Below are 16,330 nucleotides of genomic sequence, written 5' to 3'. Positions count from 1 at the left end.
GAGATGTTCAACCTCGCCCTGCTCGCCGCCCGTCCCCCGGACTGGACCCACGAGCAGTTCATCACCTGGTGGCGCGGCGAGCACGCCGAGGTGACCTACCCCCTGCCGGGGCTGCGGGCCTGGCGCCACACCGCCGTGTCGAGCGCGCTCGAGCCGCGGTCGGAGGGCTGGGACGGCCTGTCCGTCCTGAGCTTCGACGACGAGGCAGCCGCCCGCGCCGCCCTCGCGAGCGACGAGTGGGCCGCCGCGGTCCGGCACGTGGGCGCCATGCGGGGCAAGCGGATCGCCCTGCTCGGCGACGAGCGCGAGATGTTCCGGGCCTGACGATGCGACAGCTCGTTCTGGACCTGGACCGGCGCGCCGCGGCGGCGCCGGACGACGTCGTCGCGATCGACGCCGACGGCCCGCACCGGCTCGCCGCGATCCTGGAGCAGGGCGCCGCGCTGGCCGCGGCGCTGCGCGAGGCGACCGGCCCCCGCCCCACGCTGTTGGTGCAGGCGGACAACTCGTGGCGCACCGTCGTCGCCGCCGTCGCAGTGGGCAGGCTCGCGGGCACGCTCGCCCTGATCAGCAGGCACGCCACTCGGCAGGAGTTCGCCGCGGCGTGCGAGGACATCGACCCGGACGCCGTCGTCGCCGCCCCCGGCATCAGCCAGGACTGGGCGGTCGGGCTCCCTGCGGCGGCCGACGTCCTGGACGGCTGGCGGCTCGCGGCCCGGCCCGCCCGCGACGGCGACCGCTGGCGGGGTGGGGTCGTCATCGGCCTGACCTCGGGCTCGACCGGTCGCGCCAAGGGTGTGGTGCAGTCCGAGGCGTCGCTGCGCTACGCCGGGCAGGCCACGATCGACGCGGTCGGGCTACGGTCCGGGGACACGGTCGCCGCACTCGTCCCGCTGTCGTCCGCCGCCGCCGTCTGCTTCGGCCTGTACCTGCCGCTCATGCTCGGCGGGCGCGTGCTGCTGGCGGACCGCTGGGACCCGGCCGCCGCGGTCGACCTGATGGCCGAGCACGAGGCCCGCTGGACGATGTGCGTGCCCACGATGGCGCTGCAGATGGGCGGGGCAGCCCGTGAGCCGGGCCTGCTGACCGCGATGACGGCGATGACCGTCGGCGGGGGTCCGATGGACGCGGGCGCGCTGGGCCGGGCCGAGCAGCACCTCGGGACGCGCTTCCTGCGGGTCTTCGGGATGTCGGAATGCCTGGGCCACACCACCTCGCTCCCCGGCGACACCCCCGAGAAGCGGCTCGGCACCGACGGCGTCCCCTTCCCGGGCACCGAGCTGCGGGCCGTCGACGAGGGCGGGGCGCCACTCCCGGCAGGGGCGACCGGACGGGCCCAGGTGCGCGGCCCCTCGCTGTTCGAGGGCTACGCGCGGGCCGGGGCCGTGGACCCGCCCGAGCTGACCGCGGACGGGTTCTTCCCGACCGGCGACCTCGTCGAGACCGCTTCGGACGGCACGATCTCGATCAAGGGCCGGGAGAAGGACATCATCATCCGCGGCGGGCGCAACATCGACATCACCGAGGTCGAGACCGCGGTGGCCCGCCATCCGCAGGTCGACCAGGTCTGCGTGGTCCCGGTGCCGGACGAGGTGCTGGGGGAGCGGATCGCGGTCCTGCTGGTCACCGAGCGAGCCGATCTCGACCTCGCCGAGCTGCAGCGTCACCTCGGCGAGCTCGGCCTGATGAAGGGCAAGTGGCCGGAGTTCGTGTTCCGGGTGGAGGCGTTGCCGCAGAACCGGGTGGGCAAGCTCTCCCGCGCCGACGCGTCCCGGCTGGCCCGCGAGCTGCGGGACGGGGCCCCGGCGTGACGACGGCGGCCCGCCGGTTCAAAGGCTCGGTCGCCGTCGTCACCGGGGCCGGCTCCGGCCTCGGGGCCGCCGCGGCCGAGCGGCTGGCCGCCGAGGGCGCCACCGTCGCACTGCTCGACCGCGACCTGCGGGCCGTGGCCGAGCTGGCCGACGAGCTCCCCCACGCCACCGCGCACGAGGTCGACGTGACCGACGCAGCCGCCGTCGACACCGTGATCGACACGGTGGCCGCCCGGCACGGTCGGATCGACGCCCTGGTCAACAACGCCGGCGTGGTCGGCCCGCAGGTGCCGGTCCACGAGACGACCGACGCGATCTGGTCGACCGTCATGCGGGTCAACGCCGACGGCGCGTTCCACGTGCTGCGCGCGACCCTGCGGGCCATGGTCGCGGGCGAGGGCGGTGCCGTGGTGAACATGGCCTCCTCGTCCGGGTTGTCGGGCAAGCCCAACATGGCGCCGTACAGCTTCTCGAAGGCCGGGATCGTCGGGCTGACCCGCTCCGCGGCCATCGAGTACGCGGCCCGCGGGGTGCGGGTCAATGCCGTCGCCCCGACCGCCGTCCGTACACCGCTGGTGGAGCAGCACATCCAGAACGCGCCCGACCCGTCCGCGATGAAACGCGGGGTCACCTCCCAGACACCGATCCCCGGCCTGCCCACGCCCGCGGACGTCGCGGGGGTGGTTGCGTTCCTGCTCTCTGCCGAGGCCGCGTGGATCACCGGCCTCACCGTCCCTGTCGACGGCGGATACCACGCCACCTAGCAGTCACCATCCACGACCTACGGGCCACGCCCGGGTCGACGCAGCGCGAAGGAGCGCCGATGTCCCAGGTCACCCCCGAGGAGGCGGCCCGCACCGGCCGGCGCGCGAGCATCGCCGCCGCCGTCGGTACCGCCATCGAGTACTACGACTTCGCGATCTACGGCTACCTCGCCGTCGTCCTCGCGCCGTTGTTCTTCCCGAGCCAGGACGGGCTCGTCGGCGTCCTGTCGACGCTGGTCGTCGTGGCCGGCGGGTTCGCCGCCCGCCCGCTCGGTGGAGTGATCTTCGGGCGGATCGGTGATCGACGTGGCCGGCGCATCGTGCTCATGGCGACGGTGAGCCTGATGGGCGTCTCGACCGTGCTGACGGGACTCCTGCCGACCTTCGCCACCATCGGCGTCGCCGCGCCGATCCTGCTCGCCGTGCTCCGGGTCGTGCAGGGCATCTCGGCCGGCGGCGAGATCGGCGGGGCCGCCTCGTTGGCGACCGAGTCCGCCCCGTCGCGACGCCGCGGCCTGTTCGGCTCTGCAACGTCCGTCGGTGTCGCGTTCGGCTTGGCGGGTGCTGCGGCCGCTGTCGGGACCGTCACCGCGGTCACGACTCCCGAGCAGCTCTCCTCGTGGGGCTGGCGCATCCCGTTCCTCGTCGCCGGCCCTCTGCTGCTCGGCGCGGTGCTCTACCGGATGCGGGTGGAGGACTCGCCGGTGTTCAAGGAGCTGGTTCAGGACTCCGAGCCGGTGAAGGCCCCTGTGACCGAGGTTCTCCGCGGGCACGGGGGTGCCGTGCTGCGGACCGTCGGCATCGTCTATGCCACGTTGACGACCGGCAGCCTCGCCTCGGTGTACATCCTGGTGCACCTCTCAGCGGTGCTCGGGTACTCGCTGACGGGCTCGCTGTGGTTGATCGTGTTGATCGTGCTGCTGCCGGTCGGGTTGGTGCCGTTGGCCGGCGCGCTGAGCGACCGGTTCGGGCGTCGAGCCGTGCTGGCAACGGCAGCGCTCGGGTTCATCGTCCTGGCGGTGCCCTGTTACTGGGTGATGCAGCAGGGCTCGCTGGTCTGGGCCATGGTGGCGGCGATCATCCTGAACATCCCCTTCGCCGTGCAGCAGGGCGTGCTCTACACCCTGCTCCCCGAGCTGTTCCCGACACGCGTTCGCTACACCGGCGTCTCGATCGGCTTCAACATCGGGGGAGTGCTGGGCTCGGGCCTGGTCTCGGTGATCGCGACCGCCCTGGTCACGTTGACCGGCAACACGTTGGCGCCCGCGTTCTACTTGATCTTCGCTGCCCTCGTCGGCCTCGCGTTCGTCGCGATCACCCGCGAGACCTCCCGAGACAACCTCGGGAGCGAGGACACCGAGAACTCGACGCTGGGTAGCTCGCGTCCTGTTTGACCTTTCCGCGCTTCCATCGACTCGGTGATCCTCTCCGGCATCCCGGGGGCACGCTGCACCCGGCGGTCCGCAACCTCGGCGGTCACGATGCCGGCTTCGGACGACGTATCCGGCCCGATCGGCGACACCCGCCCCACGTCATCTTCGGCTACACGATCCAGCTCTCCGTCGATGACTTCTTCCGCTTGTGCTTGGTCGTCGTCACTGTCCGGGCGGTGCAGTCGGTGAGGAGGTACTGCTGGTAGCCCAGGTCGAAAACCGGCCGCGGCAGTGAGCAGGACGCACTTGTCGGTGGCGACTCCGGCGACACGCTGATCGGGGTGCCGTTCTGCCAGGTGGCCAGCGCGGAGATCTCCACGGCGCGGACCTCGAACGCGTCGGCGAGACGGCGCAGATGAAGATCCTCGGCGAGGGCGGCGAAGTAGCGGTAGTTGGCCCACCTGTAGCGACAACGCTCTGGCCTGCAGATCCTGTGCGCCGCGAGGGAGTCGAACCCCCAACCCGCTGGAGGGGAGTCGGGTGGTCGCCCAGAGTCCACGAACGACGATCCTGCTGGTCGAACGGTCGTTGCTCCTCTGACCATCTTCTGCCGTGGTCGGTCGATGACGCCATGATCTGGGGTAAGCGGTGACCGAAACGGTGACCGGTCGCCCGTCCTCGGTGCTCCCCGAACGGCACTCAGAGCGCCGGCCGGACCCGTTCGGCGAACTCCCGCATCACGTCTCGGGCAGTGGCCAGCGGGCTCTGCAGCGCCAGCTCGGTCACGCCGGCCCGTTCGGCCTGCCGGATCTGGTCCACGACCTCGTCGACGGTGCCCACGATGGTGACCGCGCGGACGGCGTCCTCGGTCAGGAACCTGCGCTCGGCGGCGGACAGCCAGGTGGCGTGGCCGTCGTGCAGTTCGAGGTAGCGGCGGTCCGCGGGGGTCGCCATCCCGGCGACGTGCGCGCAGTACTCCTCCCAGAAGGGTCGGAAGGGCGGTGGCACGGCGTCCTCGTCCTCCCGGATCGACCACATCTCGTAGGCGAAGTGGATCGCGGCGCCCACCCAGGAGTCGGTCATCGCGAGCACGCGTGGCGAGGTCGCCGACTCGCCCTCCGCCAGCACGACGACGTTCGTCATCGACGTCGTCGTGAAGCCCGGAGGAAGGGCGCGGCCCGACCGAGCGGCACCCTCGGCCACCAGCTCCGTGACGCCCTTGACCTCGTCCGGGCGGGTCACGGCGATCGTGACCACACCGTCGCCCTCCGCGCCCGCGAGGCGCAGCGCGCGCGGGCCGTTGGCGCCCACGACGACCGGGATGGGGTGGTCGAGGTCGACGAACCCGTGGTCGCGGTTGAGGAAGCGGGTGTGCGTGCCCCCGCCGAGGTCCACCTCCTCGCCCGCGAGCAGGCCGCGAACCGTGCGGACGTAGGTCCTGAACTCACCGACGGGCATGGGTTTGCGGCCCATGACCCGCATCGACGTGTGGCCCGTGCCGATGCCGAGGAAGGTCCGGCCCGGCGCCAGCTTCGCCACCGACGCGACGGAGTGGGCCGTGACGGGTGCAAGCCGGGTGCCGGCCGCGGCGACACCCGGGCCGAGAGCGATGCGTTCGGTGTGGGCCGCGGCGAGGGCGAGCGTCGCGTAGCAGTCGGACCACAGCATCTGGGAGTCGCAGGCCCACGCCGAGTCGAAGCCCAGCTCTTCCGCGTACCGGAAGACCTCCCAGTCGTCGATCCGGGGAGCGAGGACGACCCCGAACCTCATCGGACAGCTCCGGCGACCGTCGGTCGTACGGCGGGCTCCGCGACACGGGGCAGAGCCGAGATCCACCGGCCGATCCGGGTCAGCGACTCGTCGGCGACAGCGAGCCGTCCGGCGCCCATCTGGTAGACGTGCTGCTGCCCGTCCTCGAGCTCCACCGTCACGGAAACCCCGGCTGCGCGGGCGCGCTCGGCGAGGCGCGTCGTGTCGTCCCGCAGGGTCTCGTGCCTGCTCGCGGTCAGGTACAGGGGCGGCAGGGGAGCGAGGTCCGCGTGCAGCGGATTCACCGCGGCCGCCTCCGGCGACTCGCCCGCCAGGTACAGCTGCGCCATCAGCTGCAGGGTGGGCCGGTCGACCATGGCGTCGAGGTCGGCGTTCTCGGCCAGCGACTCCGCGGTGTTCGCCAGGTCGAACCACGGGGAGAGGGCGACGACCCCGGCGGGCGGCGTTCCACGCTCGGCCAGCCGGAGCGCAACGCTCAGCGCCAGGTTGCCGCCCGCGGAATCGCCGGACAGGACGATGTCGGCAGGCCGGTGGGCGGCGTCGATCAGCCAGCCCACCGTGGACACGAGGTCCTCGATCGCCGCGGGGAACGGGTGCTCGGGAGCCCGGCGGTAGTCCACGACCAGCGCCGAGGCGTCGGTCCGTGCCGCGAGGTGCCCGGCGAGCTTGCGGTGGCTGTGCCGGGAGCCGACGACGAAGCCGCCACCGTGCGCGTGGACGACGACCCGCCCGGAGCCGCCGAGCAGACCGGAACCGCCGACCGCGCGGCACCAGGTGGCGGGGACCGGCGCACCCTCAGCCTCGGCGTACTGCACCCTCGCGGGCTCCGTCGTCCCCAGGTGCCAACCCTCGAAGAGGTCCCGCATCGCGTCCACGCCCATGTCCGGCGTCCGGGCGAGACGCGCGGCGAAGCCGCTGTACAGAGTGGTCAGATGATCCGTCATGGCGTTCCTCGCTGAAGCCGTGGTGGTGTCGTGATCAGGACGCGGCGCTGGAGAGCGGGCGACGGCTCTCGGCGCCGACCAGGGTGCGGAACAGCCGGTCGACATCGGCGGGGGCGACGTCGCCGCTCCACCCGACGAAGAGGTCGGGCCGGACGAGGACCAGACCGAGCGGCTCCTCGGTGACGACGGGCTCGTCGAGCTCGAGCACGGTCAGCGGGATGCCGAGGCGCTCGGCCGCGGCGCGGAACGGGGTCGCGTCGCCGCGGGAGCGGACCAGGGTGAAGTCGCGACCCAGGCGGTCGAACACCGAGCCCCCGTCGGGCAGCCAGGCGTGCGGGAACCGGGAGCCGGGCGCGACGCTCGGCCGGTACTGGTCGATGCGGTCGATCGCGCCGGGTGCGTGCACCCCGTCCGCGACGATGCCGGGGGAGTCGGCGTAGCGAGCGCCGAACTGCACACCCTGGCTGTGCCACTGCTGCCGGTCGACCTCGGCGATCCGGGCTCCGACCTCGGCGCGCAGCCGGGCGCCCTCGGCGTCGTCGACGTGCAGGGCGGGGTCACGCGCGATCGTGGCCATGTCGCGGTCGATCTTCAGTGCGGCCCGTGAGGTCGCCTCGCCCACCGACGTCCGCTCCACCTCGTAGGCGTCGAGCAGGTCCGGGCCACCCCAGCCGGCCAGCAGAGCGGCGAGTCGCCAGCCGAGGCCGACGGCGTCGGCGATGCCCGTGTTCATGCCGAAGCCGCCCAGCGGCAGCCAAAGGTGTGCCGCGTCGCCGGCGAGCACGATCCGGCCGTCGACGAACTTGTCGGCGACCAGCCGACGTGGGGTCCAGCGCACGACCTGGATCTTCTCCAACTCCATGTCCCTGCCCAGCGCGGCGCGCAGCACCTCGTCCTCGTCGAGGTCCTCGGGTGCGGTGCCCTCCGGGACACGGGCGTGGCAAAGGTAGAGACCCTTGCCGTCGAGCTGGACGAACGAGCCCTTCAGGCGCGGGCCGTACCACCAGTACATCCAGCCGGGGCGCTCCGCCGCCGCGAACTCGCGGGCCAGCTCGGCCGAGCGGAAGTACACCGAGAGCCGGTTCTCCGCGGCCTGCGAGTCACCCTGCAGCCGGGCGCCGATCGCCCGCCGGGTGGTGCTGGCCCCACCGTCGCACCCGACGACGTAGTCCGCGGTCACCACGGTCTCGACGCCGCTCGCCTCCGCGCGGACCTCCACCTTCCCGCCGTGGTCGACCACCGCGGTCACCCGGCTCCCGCGGATGATCTCGACGGAGGCGTAGCCGCGGACGTGTTCCTCCAGGATGGGCTCGAGGTAGATCTGCGAGATCCGGTGCTGGGGTTCGGGGGTCGGCCACTCGGCGAGCTCGGGAGCGGTGCGGTCGACGATCTGCTGCGCGGAGGAGAACGGGAAACGGGTGAGCTCCCATCCGGTCAGCGTCGTGCAGTAGACGATGTCGGTGGCGTGGTCGAGCGGGAGCCCCGCCCGTCGGATCGGGTCGGCCACGCCGAGCCTGCGGAAGTACTCCATCGACCGGGCGTTGGTGGTGTTGCAGCGCGGGTTGTCGGTGGTCGTCGGGTTCTGCTCGAGCACGAGGGTGTCGATCCCGCGGGTCCCGAGCTCGGCGGCGAGCGTCAGGCCGACCGGTCCCGCGCCGACGACGATCACGGAGCGGTGTCCGGAGGGGATGGTCATGAGGGGGTCTCCTCGGGGGTGTCGAGCGCCTCGAGCGCCTTCCCCGCGGTGGGGAAGAGGCGGCAGAAGGTGCGCCAGAAGATGTTCTCCAGGTGCTCGTCGGCCATGTCGGAGGCGAGCAGCTCCGCCATGACGGCGGGCACGTTGTAGCTGACGGGATCGGCGTAGGAGTCGGTGCCGAACAGCAGCCGCTCGGACCCGAACCGGGCGACGAAGGCGTCGAGCGGGCGCAGGAGCGGGAAGCAGATCGCGGTGTCGAACAGGATGTTGTCGAACCGGTCCGCGAGGTCGAACACGTACTGCACCTGGGTCGAGGCCGAGAACCCGTCGAGCGCGACGATCGTCGCGTCGGGATGGTCGCGGGCGAGGTCTGCGAACATCCAGGGCGCCTCGAGGTTGGACTCGGCGAACATGTGGACGTAGCAGGGCAGACCGCGGCTCGTCGCCTCGTCGACCAGGGCGTGCATCCGCCGGTCGGACACCGCCACGCCCTGGTAGCGGGTGTGCCAGACCACGCCGTCGAGGGCCAGGTCGCCCACCATCCGATCCAGCTCCTCGCGGCACAGGGCGAGGCCGTGCAGCGGCTCCACGGTGCCCAGCGCGGCGAGGAAGCGGGGTGAGGAGTCGCGGTAGGCGGCGACGGCGTCGTTGACCTCGCGGGTGTTCACGATCCCGTACGGGCGCTCGTACTGCAGGCCCGGCATGACCGCGCAGGCGCTCATCCCGAAGCGGTCGAGCATGGCGTGGTGGACCTCGACCGGGTCGCGGGACTCGGCGGCGGAGGCCCGCTCCTCGGCGGCGCCGATCGCCAGGCTGCCGACATGGTGGTGGGTGTCGACGATGTGGCGGACGGTCCGCCTCACGACAGCTCCCGGCGGCCCGCGGCGTTCGCGCGGCGGCGCAGCGCCACGATGGAGAGCAGGCTGATCACGCCGAGCACGGTCATGTAGGCCGCGACCGACCAACTTGCCCCCGTGGCGTCGAGCAGCGCGGCGGTGATCAGCGGGGCGAGTCCGCCGCCGAAGATCGAGCCGACCTGGTAGCCCAGCGACGCGCCCGAGAACCGGACGTCGGTGCTGAACAGCTCGGAGTACAGCGCGACCTGTGGCCCGAACATCAGCGAATGCACCGTGAAGCACACGACGAGGGCGACGAACACCAGCCACAGGTTCGCCGTGTCGATCAGCGCGAACATCGGCCAGGCCCACAGCGCCACCCCGACCGCCCCGACGATGAACAGCTTCGGACGGCCCACCCTGTCGGACAGGTGTGCGAAGTAGGGCAGGAAGAACAGCGGCGCGACGCAGGCGGCCAGGATCACGCCCAGCAGCGGGCCGCGGGACAGGTGCAGGGACCGGACGCCGTAGTCGAGGACGCCGGAGACGATGATGAAGGCGACCGCGTTGGGCAGGACGAAGGCGCCACCGGCCAGCAGGATCGTGCGCCAGTGCTCGCGGATCACCTTCGCGAGCGGGGGCTGCTCGGGTTCGTCGGGCGCCGGCCGGGTGGCCTGCAGCTCCTTGAACTTCGGGGTGTCCTCGACCGCACGGTGGATGTAGAGCCCGATACCGATCATCAGCAGGCCGGAGAGGAACGGGACCCGCCAGCCCCAGGCCATCATCTGCTCGTCGGAGAAGACGAACGACAGCACGAGGAACGCGCTGATCCCGCCCATCAGACCGACCTGGGCGCCGACCTGGACGAAGCTGCCGAAGAAGCCGCGCCGCCCGCTCGGCGCGCTCTCGGTCAGCAGCAGCGAGGCCCCGCCCCATTGCCCGCCGAGCGCGAAGCCCTGCAGCAGGCGCAGCACCACCAGCAGCGCGGCCGCGAACCAGCCGACGGTCGCCCCGGTGGGCAGCAGACCGATCAGGAACGTCGCGACTCCCATGACCGCGGTCGAGGCCACCAGAACCGGCTTGCGTCCGTAGCGGTCGCCGTAGTGCCCGGCGACCGCGCCGCCCAGGGGGCGGGCGACGAACCCGACGGCGAGGGTGAGGAACGAGGCCAGCGTCGCCGCGGTGTCCCCGAGCCCGGAGAAGAACAGCGGGCCGAGGTAGATCGCGGCAGCGGTGGCGTAGACGAAGAAGTCGAAGTACTCCACGGCCTGGGCCAGGACGGCGACGGTCACGAGCCGGCGCAGAGCAGGAGGAGGCGGCGGCGTCGCCGCAGCGACGCCCGGCCGGACGGCGGCGGCCGGCGAAGGGGGCGTGAGGTCAGTCATGCCAAGCAAGCTAAGCGGGCCGTGGGAATAGCACTATGACGAATTCCGACGCACTCACTGAGCCGTACGGCTATGCATCCGGGCGGGACGACCTCGCTCGAGAGGACGATCAGCGGACGCTGCCATAGCTCGACAGCTAAGTCTCGGCGCCGATCTTCCTCATGGACCCCTCTGCACGGCCGACTCTAGCGTTGGCCCGTCCTGTGCTGCCTCATCCGTGAGCAGAGCGGCTTCACCCGAGGAGAGTCCTTATGAGCAGACTCCGGTTCGGCATCTTCCTCGCGCCGATCCACGCACCCGGCCAGAACCCGACCCTCGCCCTGCAACGCGACCTGGAGCTCATCGAGCACCTCGATGCGCTGGGCTACGACGAGGCCTGGATCGGCGAGCACCATTCCGCCGGCTCCGAACTGATCGGCTCGCCGGACATCTTCATCGCGGCGGCGGCGGAGCGCACGCGGCACATCAAGCTCGGCACCGGCGTGACCTCGATCGCCTACCACAATCCACTGTGGGTGGCGGACCGCATGGTGATGCTGGACCACCTCACCCGCGGCCGGGTGATGCTCGGCTGCGGTCCGGGCTCGCTGCCGACCGACTCGTCGATGATCGGGCTGACCCCTACGGACACCCGCGAGCTCCTCGAGGAGAACCTCGACATCATCTTGCGACTCCTGCGCGGGGAGTCGGTCACGGCGCAGACGCGCACCCACACCCTGGTCGACGCCCGGCTGCAGCTGCGCCCCTACAGCGATCCGTGCTTCGAGGTCGCCGTGGCTGCGGTCGCCTCGCCCACGGGCCCTCGCCTGGCCGGGCGGCACGGCACCGGGATGCTGTCGGTCGGTGCGACTCTCACCCGAGACGGGTTCGACGCCCTCGCCCGCCACTGGGACGTCGTCGAGGAACGGGCGGCGCACCACGGGCTGCCGGCGCCGGACCGGTCGACGTGGCGGTTGACCGGGTTGGTCCACGTCGCGGAGACCCGCGAGCAGGCCTATCGCGATGTCGAGTACGGCATCGAACACTGGTTCACCTACTTCAGCAGGGTCGCCGCCTTCCCCCAGATGGCCGTCGGCGAGCGCGCCGACGTCCGCGGGATGATCGACTTCATCAACGAGGCCGGGATCGGCGCGATCGGCACCGTCGAGGACGCCAAGGCTCAGGTCCGTCGACTGGTCGACCAGAGCCGCGGGTTCGGCACCTTTCTGTTCTCAGGGCATGAGTGGGCGAGCCCACAAGCCTCCAGACGCTCCTACGAGCTGATCGCCCAGTACGTGTTCCCCGAGTTCCAGGGGCAGGCCGAGAGCACACTCGCTGCCGGCGACCGGGCGCGCGAGCAGCGGGCGACCCTCGCCCAGAGCCAGCTCGACGCGGTCGAGCACATGACCAGGCGATACCAGCAGGAGCTCGACGACATCGGGCACCCGGCAGTGCGGGACCACGAGAGCGTGTCCCGGTGACCGGGCGCCTCGAAGGAAAGGTCGCCCTGGTCACCGGGGCCGCGCGCGGGCAGGGACGGAGCCATTCCGTCCGGCTGGCCCAGGAAGGTGCCGACATCATCGCCGTCGACCTCTGCGGTCCCGTGGACAGCATCGACCTGTACCCACCCGCGACGGAGGAGGACCTGGCCGAGACCGCGCGGCTCGTCGAGGAACACGACCGGCGGGTGGTCACCGCCAAGGCCGATGTGCGCGATGCGGAAGGCCTGCGCGCGGCGGTGGACGCAGGGGTGGCCGAGGTGGGCCGGTTGGACATCGTGTGCGCCAATGCCGGCGTGCTGGGGCTCCGGCCTGCGCTGGAGCTCTCCGTCACCGCGTGGCGCGAGCTGATCGACGTCAACCTCACCGGGGTGTGGAACACCTGCCAGGCTGCTCTCCCGCACGTGCTCGCCGGCGGTCGTGGGGGCTCGATCGTGATCACGAGCTCCACCGGCGGCCTCAAGGGTCTGACGAACGCCGCGCACTACGTGACGGCCAAGCACGGTCTCGTCGGGATGATGCGGGCGCTCGCGAACGAGTTCGCGCCTCACTCGATCCGCTGCAACACCGTCCACCCGACGACGGTCGACACGCTCATGATCCAGAACGACGGGTTGCGCAGGCTGTTCGATCCCGCGAACCCGAGCCCGACACGCGAGTCGATCGCGCCGATCATGCAGAACAAGAACGCGCTTCCCGTGCCGTGGGTCGAGCCGGTCGACGTGTCCAACGCCGTCCTGTTCCTCGCCTCCGACGAGGCCCGGTACATCACCGGAGTGACCCTGCCGGTCGACGCCGGCTACACCGTCAGATGAGCCGCTGCCCGCCACGTGGCCGTCGTCGCTCACCGGAATGTCAGGAGCAGCAGTGATCGCCGGTCCCGACGACACTGTCGAGATCGACACCATCCTCCGGGTCGCTCTTGATCCACAGCCGCCGGTCCTCGACTGAACGGCCCTGGGGCTAGCCCTGGACAACCAGAGCCNCCGACGGCGCACTGCCGTCGGCCCGGGGCCTCGTCATCTTTTGGTCAGGCCAGCGCGGGAGGCGAGTCGGGCTCCGGGTGTACCGACCTCGCCTCGGCCGACGGGGACACGGGACTGCGCAGGGACACGGTGGCGATCACGCTGATCACCCCGTTCAGGACCAGATAGCCCGCGATAGCGGCCGTGCTGCCGCTGGCGGCGTACAACATGGTCGCCACCAGCGGTGCGATCGCGCCACCGAGCACACTGCCCGCGCCGTAGGCCACCGACGAGCCGCTGTACCGGAGCGTGGTGGGGAACGCCTCGGTGATGTAGGCCCCGAACGGACCGCTCGAGACGCCGATCAGGGCCGCGGCGACCGTCGTGGCCCCGAGGAGCTCCGCCGTGCCGCCGGTCTCCACCAGCCAGAAGTAGGGAAAGGCCCAGACGGCGACCCCGGCCATGGAGGCGGCGAGGACGGGCCGTCGACCGAAGCGGGCCGCTGCCAGCGCCGCGATCGGGACCGCCGCGCCCCACACCACGGCTCCGACGAGGGTCGCGAGCAGGATGGTCGTGGGACTGAACAGCTCGCGAGCGGCAGCGTGACCGGCGAGGAAGACCAGCAGGATGTTGCCCAGCGCCGTGGTCGCGATGGGGATGCCGGCGGCCGGGACCCAGACGCGCGGTGCACGCAGGACCTCGCCGATGGGCGCGCGCCGCACCCCCTGCCGCGCGCGGGCTCGCTCGAACTCGGGGCTCTCGCCGAGCCGCAGCCGCAGGAGCAGGCCGAACGCGACGAGGATCGCGCTGGCCAGGAAGGGGATTCGCCACCCCCACTCGACGAACGCGGCATCGCCGAGGGCGGTGCGCACGGCCAGGAAGACCAGGCTGCCGAGCAGGACTCCTGCGGGCAGGCCGACCTGCGGGAGCGCGCTGAGCAGGGTGCGCTGACGGGGGGACCGCGCGTTCTCCAGGGCCAGGAGCGTGGCGCCGCCCCACTCGCCGCCCACCGCGAACCCCTGGGCGAACCGCAGCACCAACAACGTGATCGGTGCGGCGACACCGATCGCGGCGTAGGTGGGAAGCACACCGATCGCAGCGGTGGCGGTCCCCATGACCGTCAACGACAGGACCAGCATGCGTTTGCGACCGATCCGGTCGCCGTAGTGGCCGATGAGGGCCCCGCCGAGCGGACGGGCGACGAAGCCGATCGCGAACGTCGACAGTGCCGCGAGCGTGCTCGCCACGGGTGAGGCGTTCGGGAAGAACTGGGGGGCGAAGACCGACGCGACGGCCAGGCCGTAGATGAAGAAGTCGTACCACTCGATCGTGGTGCCGATGAGACCGGCGATCGCGACCCGCCACGGGCCCACGGCGGGGGAGTCGGTGGTGTGTTCGGACATCGTCGTCCTTTCGAGAGGGTGGTCAGGAGGGGCGGTGGACGGGGGTGGGGAGGCCTTCGTAACGAGCCTTCAGCTGGAGCGCGAGAGTGCGGGAGTAGAACCGGACCTGTTGCAGGTTGCCGCCGTGCATCCAGAGGTTGGTCACCTGCGTGGGCTTCCACATGTTGCGCAGCTCTCCCTCCCAGGGACCCGGGTCGTTCGTCGTGCCGGAGCCCAGGCCCCAGCAGGGTCCGAGGCGGGTCGCGGTCTCCTGGTCGACGAGCTCGGACACCCAGTCGGTCATCGACTCGTAACCGGTCGCGAAGACGACCAGGTCGGCAGGCAGTTCCGTACCGTCGTCGAGGACGACCGCGTCCTCGGTCAGGTGGCTCACCTGGCCGTGGGCGAGCGCGACCCGGCCGTCGGCGACCAGGTCCGCGGCGCCGACGTCGATGTAGTAGCCGGAGCCGCGGCGGAGGTACTTCAGCAACATGCCCGATCCGTCGTCTCCCCAGTCGAGCCAGAAGCCGGCCTGCCGCAGCCGGTCGTAGAAGTCCCGGTCGACCTCGGCGATCTGCTCGAAGAGGGGGGTGTGGACGGACGGCAGGACCCGGTAGGGCACCGAGGCCCCGAGCAGGTCTGCTCGCTCGGTCGTGATCCCGGCTGCCTCGGCGTGCTCGGAGTAGAGGCGGCTGGAGAGGCGTTCCCGGAGGGTCTGGCTCTTCACGACGAGCGTCGACGAACGCTGCACCATCGTCACGTGGGCGTCCTTCTCCCACAGCGCGCCGCAGATGTCGAACGCCGAGTTGTTGCTGCCCACCACGACGACCCGGCGCCCGCGGTAGCCGTCGGGACCAGGGTGCGCCGAGGAGTGCTGCACCTCGCCGCGGAACACGTTCGTGCCGACCACCTCGGGCATCCGCGGTTTGCCGGACATGCCGGTGGCGAACACGAGGTGCGTGGGCCGGACGGTGAGCGGGGCGCCGTCGCGCACGAGGTCGACGATCCATTCCGCGGCGTCGTCGGACCAGCGGGCACGGACGGCTTCGGTGCCGGACCAGTAGGGCACCTCCAGGTGCGTGACGTACGACTCCAGCCAGTCGCCCATCCTGTCCTTGGGGGTGAAGATCGGCCACGTGTCGGGGAACTTCATGTACGGCAGGTGGTTCGCCCAGACCGGGTCGTGCAGGCACAGCGACTTGTAGCGATTGCGCCACTGGTCGCCTGCCCGTGGGTGTCGGTCGATCACGAGTGCGGGGACGCCGAGCTGACGCAGTCGGGCCCCGAGGACGATGCCGCTCTGGCCGCCGCCGATCACGAGCACGTAGGGTTGGGTGAGGACGCCGAGCGCCTCCGCCTCGTCCTGCCTGGTCTCGAGCCAGGTCCGGCGATCCTTGTGGGCGCCGTGCCGCGTACCCATCGGGCGGCGCGTCCGTCGGGGTTCCTCGTGCCCCTTCAGCTCGGCCAGCGCGGTGAGCAGGGTGAAGGCCCGGTCGTCACCGTTCTCGCGGACGAGCCGAACGACCCCTTCACCGACTCCCACGGCGGTCTCGAAGGCGAACACCGCGGCGACGAGCCCGTCGGGCTCCTCGACGGTGTCGAGGAGCCGGAAACCGGACGGGTCGGTGGCGGCGAGGGTGGCTGTCAGCAGGTCCCGAACCCCTGCGCGGTGTTCGACGGTCTGCAGGTCCCACGTGAACGACAGCAGGTCGCGCCAGTAGCTCCGGGTGGCGAAGAGGCCGACCGCACGTTCGATCTCCTGTCGGCCGAGGGCGTCCTCGAACTCGGCCAACCACGCCCTGGCGCGGTTCGCCGGCTCCTCGGGGACGATCGTGCCGACGGCCTCGGACCGGGCGGTCTGAGTCATGCTGCCCTCCTCCGTGAGGTGATGTGGAGGAAAGCTAAGGCGTGGACCTTATAGGCACT

The 16,330-nt window shown here is 71.5% G+C and carries 14 protein-coding genes; 6 read left to right on the top strand and 8 right to left on the bottom strand.

Features of this window, described 5'->3' with window-relative positions; all coding sequences use genetic code 11:
- Window positions 1-3: 3 nt before the first annotated feature.
- The 4 genes from ACFQH9_RS20855 to ACFQH9_RS20840 are packed head-to-tail and all read left to right on the top strand — an operon-like array spanning window position 4 to window position 3,969.
- Window positions 4-324 (top strand): EthD family reductase, encoded by a 321-nt coding sequence (locus ACFQH9_RS20855; RefSeq protein WP_379567994.1) that lies wholly within the window; start codon window positions 4-6, stop codon window positions 322-324.
- A 2-nt stretch (window positions 325-326) separates the two neighbouring features.
- On the top strand, window positions 327-1,811 hold the full coding sequence (locus ACFQH9_RS20850; RefSeq protein ID WP_379567992.1) for a class I adenylate-forming enzyme family protein: 1,485 nt from the start codon (window positions 327-329) through the stop codon (window positions 1,809-1,811).
- Entirely contained in the window at window positions 1,808-2,575 is a 768-nt protein-coding gene (locus tag ACFQH9_RS20845) for an SDR family NAD(P)-dependent oxidoreductase (RefSeq protein ID WP_379567990.1), read from the top strand. Before ACFQH9_RS20850 ends, ACFQH9_RS20845 begins: the two co-directional genes overlap by 4 nt.
- Before the next feature lie 59 nt (window positions 2,576-2,634).
- Window positions 2,635-3,969, top strand: coding sequence for an MFS transporter (locus tag ACFQH9_RS20840; RefSeq protein ID WP_379567988.1), 1,335 nt, complete (start codon window positions 2,635-2,637; stop codon window positions 3,967-3,969).
- Between the two features lie 148 nt (window positions 3,970-4,117).
- Here the strand turns inward: ACFQH9_RS20840 and ACFQH9_RS20835 are convergent, their stop codons facing one another.
- The 6 genes from ACFQH9_RS20835 to ACFQH9_RS20810 form a co-directional block, all read right to left on the bottom strand.
- On the bottom strand, window positions 4,118-4,507 hold the full coding sequence (locus tag ACFQH9_RS20835) for a hypothetical protein (RefSeq protein ID WP_379567986.1): 390 nt from the start codon (window positions 4,505-4,507) through the stop codon (window positions 4,118-4,120).
- Between the two features lie 140 nt (window positions 4,508-4,647).
- On the bottom strand, window positions 4,648-5,718 hold the full coding sequence (locus ACFQH9_RS20830) for an LLM class flavin-dependent oxidoreductase (RefSeq protein ID WP_379567984.1): 1,071 nt from the start codon (window positions 5,716-5,718) through the stop codon (window positions 4,648-4,650).
- The gene (locus ACFQH9_RS20825; RefSeq protein ID WP_379567982.1) at window positions 5,715-6,662 is read right to left on the bottom strand and encodes an alpha/beta hydrolase; all 948 of its coding nucleotides are present in this window, start codon (window positions 6,660-6,662) and stop codon (window positions 5,715-5,717) included. The genes ACFQH9_RS20830 and ACFQH9_RS20825 overlap by 4 nt, the downstream gene beginning before the upstream one ends.
- Before the next feature lie 34 nt (window positions 6,663-6,696).
- The gene (locus ACFQH9_RS20820; RefSeq protein ID WP_379567980.1) at window positions 6,697-8,358 is read right to left on the bottom strand and encodes an FAD-dependent monooxygenase; all 1,662 of its coding nucleotides are present in this window, start codon (window positions 8,356-8,358) and stop codon (window positions 6,697-6,699) included.
- Window positions 8,355-9,221: an amidohydrolase family protein gene (locus ACFQH9_RS20815; RefSeq protein WP_379567978.1), complete on the bottom strand. Its 867-nt coding sequence runs from the start codon at window positions 9,219-9,221 to the stop codon at window positions 8,355-8,357. Before ACFQH9_RS20815 ends, ACFQH9_RS20820 begins: the two co-directional genes overlap by 4 nt.
- On the bottom strand, window positions 9,218-10,579 hold the full coding sequence (locus tag ACFQH9_RS20810; RefSeq protein ID WP_379567976.1) for an MFS transporter: 1,362 nt from the start codon (window positions 10,577-10,579) through the stop codon (window positions 9,218-9,220). Before ACFQH9_RS20810 ends, ACFQH9_RS20815 begins: the two co-directional genes overlap by 4 nt.
- 251 nt (window positions 10,580-10,830) lie before the next feature.
- Here ACFQH9_RS20810 and ACFQH9_RS20805 point away from each other — a divergent pair, with 251 nt between their 5' ends.
- Together ACFQH9_RS20805 and ACFQH9_RS20800 are read left to right on the top strand one after the other, a co-directional pair.
- Window positions 10,831-12,039 (top strand): LLM class flavin-dependent oxidoreductase, encoded by a 1,209-nt coding sequence (locus tag ACFQH9_RS20805; RefSeq protein ID WP_379567974.1) that lies wholly within the window; start codon window positions 10,831-10,833, stop codon window positions 12,037-12,039.
- Complete coding sequence (locus ACFQH9_RS20800) at window positions 12,036-12,872, top strand: mycofactocin-coupled SDR family oxidoreductase (protein ID WP_379567972.1); 837 nt, start codon at window positions 12,036-12,038, stop codon at window positions 12,870-12,872. Before ACFQH9_RS20805 ends, ACFQH9_RS20800 begins: the two co-directional genes overlap by 4 nt.
- A gap of 215 nt (window positions 12,873-13,087) precedes the next feature.
- Here ACFQH9_RS20800 and ACFQH9_RS20795 read toward each other — a convergent pair whose 3' ends face one another.
- Window positions 13,088-14,425, bottom strand: a complete 1,338-nt coding sequence (locus ACFQH9_RS20795) for an MFS transporter (RefSeq protein ID WP_379567970.1) — start codon at window positions 14,423-14,425, stop codon at window positions 13,088-13,090.
- Window positions 14,426-14,447: 22 nt separating this feature from the next.
- Window positions 14,448-16,271 (bottom strand): flavin-containing monooxygenase, encoded by a 1,824-nt coding sequence (locus ACFQH9_RS20790; protein WP_379567969.1) that lies wholly within the window; start codon window positions 16,269-16,271, stop codon window positions 14,448-14,450.
- Between the last annotated feature and the right edge of the window lie 59 nt (window positions 16,272-16,330).

Origin of the sequence: Pseudonocardia lutea (genome assembly GCF_042658055.1) — a bacterium.
Classification (GTDB): Bacteria; Actinomycetota; Actinomycetes; order Mycobacteriales; family Pseudonocardiaceae; genus Pseudonocardia; species Pseudonocardia lutea.
This window is presented reverse-complemented; position numbering and strand designations above follow the sequence as displayed.

What these genes read in the sequence shown, in the direction of transcription:
- ACFQH9_RS20855 (WP_379567994.1), top strand. Translation starts at nt 4, where the DNA reads ATGTTCAACCTCGCCCTGCTCGCCGCCCGTCCCCCGGACTGGACCCAC.
- ACFQH9_RS20850 (WP_379567992.1), top strand. Translation starts at nt 327, where the DNA reads ATGCGACAGCTCGTTCTGGACCTGGACCGGCGCGCCGCGGCGGCGCCG.
- ACFQH9_RS20840 (WP_379567988.1), top strand. Translation starts at nt 2,635, where the DNA reads ATGTCCCAGGTCACCCCCGAGGAGGCGGCCCGCACCGGCCGGCGCGCG.
- ACFQH9_RS20830 (WP_379567984.1), bottom strand. Translation starts at nt 5,718, where the DNA reads ATGAGGTTCGGGGTCGTCCTCGCTCCCCGGATCGACGACTGGGAGGTC.
- ACFQH9_RS20825 (WP_379567982.1), bottom strand. Translation starts at nt 6,662, where the DNA reads ATGACGGATCATCTGACCACTCTGTACAGCGGCTTCGCCGCGCGTCTC.
- ACFQH9_RS20820 (WP_379567980.1), bottom strand. Translation starts at nt 8,358, where the DNA reads ATGACCATCCCCTCCGGACACCGCTCCGTGATCGTCGTCGGCGCGGGA.
- ACFQH9_RS20810 (WP_379567976.1), bottom strand. Translation starts at nt 10,579, where the DNA reads ATGACTGACCTCACGCCCCCTTCGCCGGCCGCCGCCGTCCGGCCGGGC.
- ACFQH9_RS20805 (WP_379567974.1), top strand. Translation starts at nt 10,831, where the DNA reads ATGAGCAGACTCCGGTTCGGCATCTTCCTCGCGCCGATCCACGCACCC.
- ACFQH9_RS20795 (WP_379567970.1), bottom strand. Translation starts at nt 14,425, where the DNA reads ATGTCCGAACACACCACCGACTCCCCCGCCGTGGGCCCGTGGCGGGTC.
- ACFQH9_RS20790 (WP_379567969.1), bottom strand. Translation starts at nt 16,271, where the DNA reads ATGACTCAGACCGCCCGGTCCGAGGCCGTCGGCACGATCGTCCCCGAG.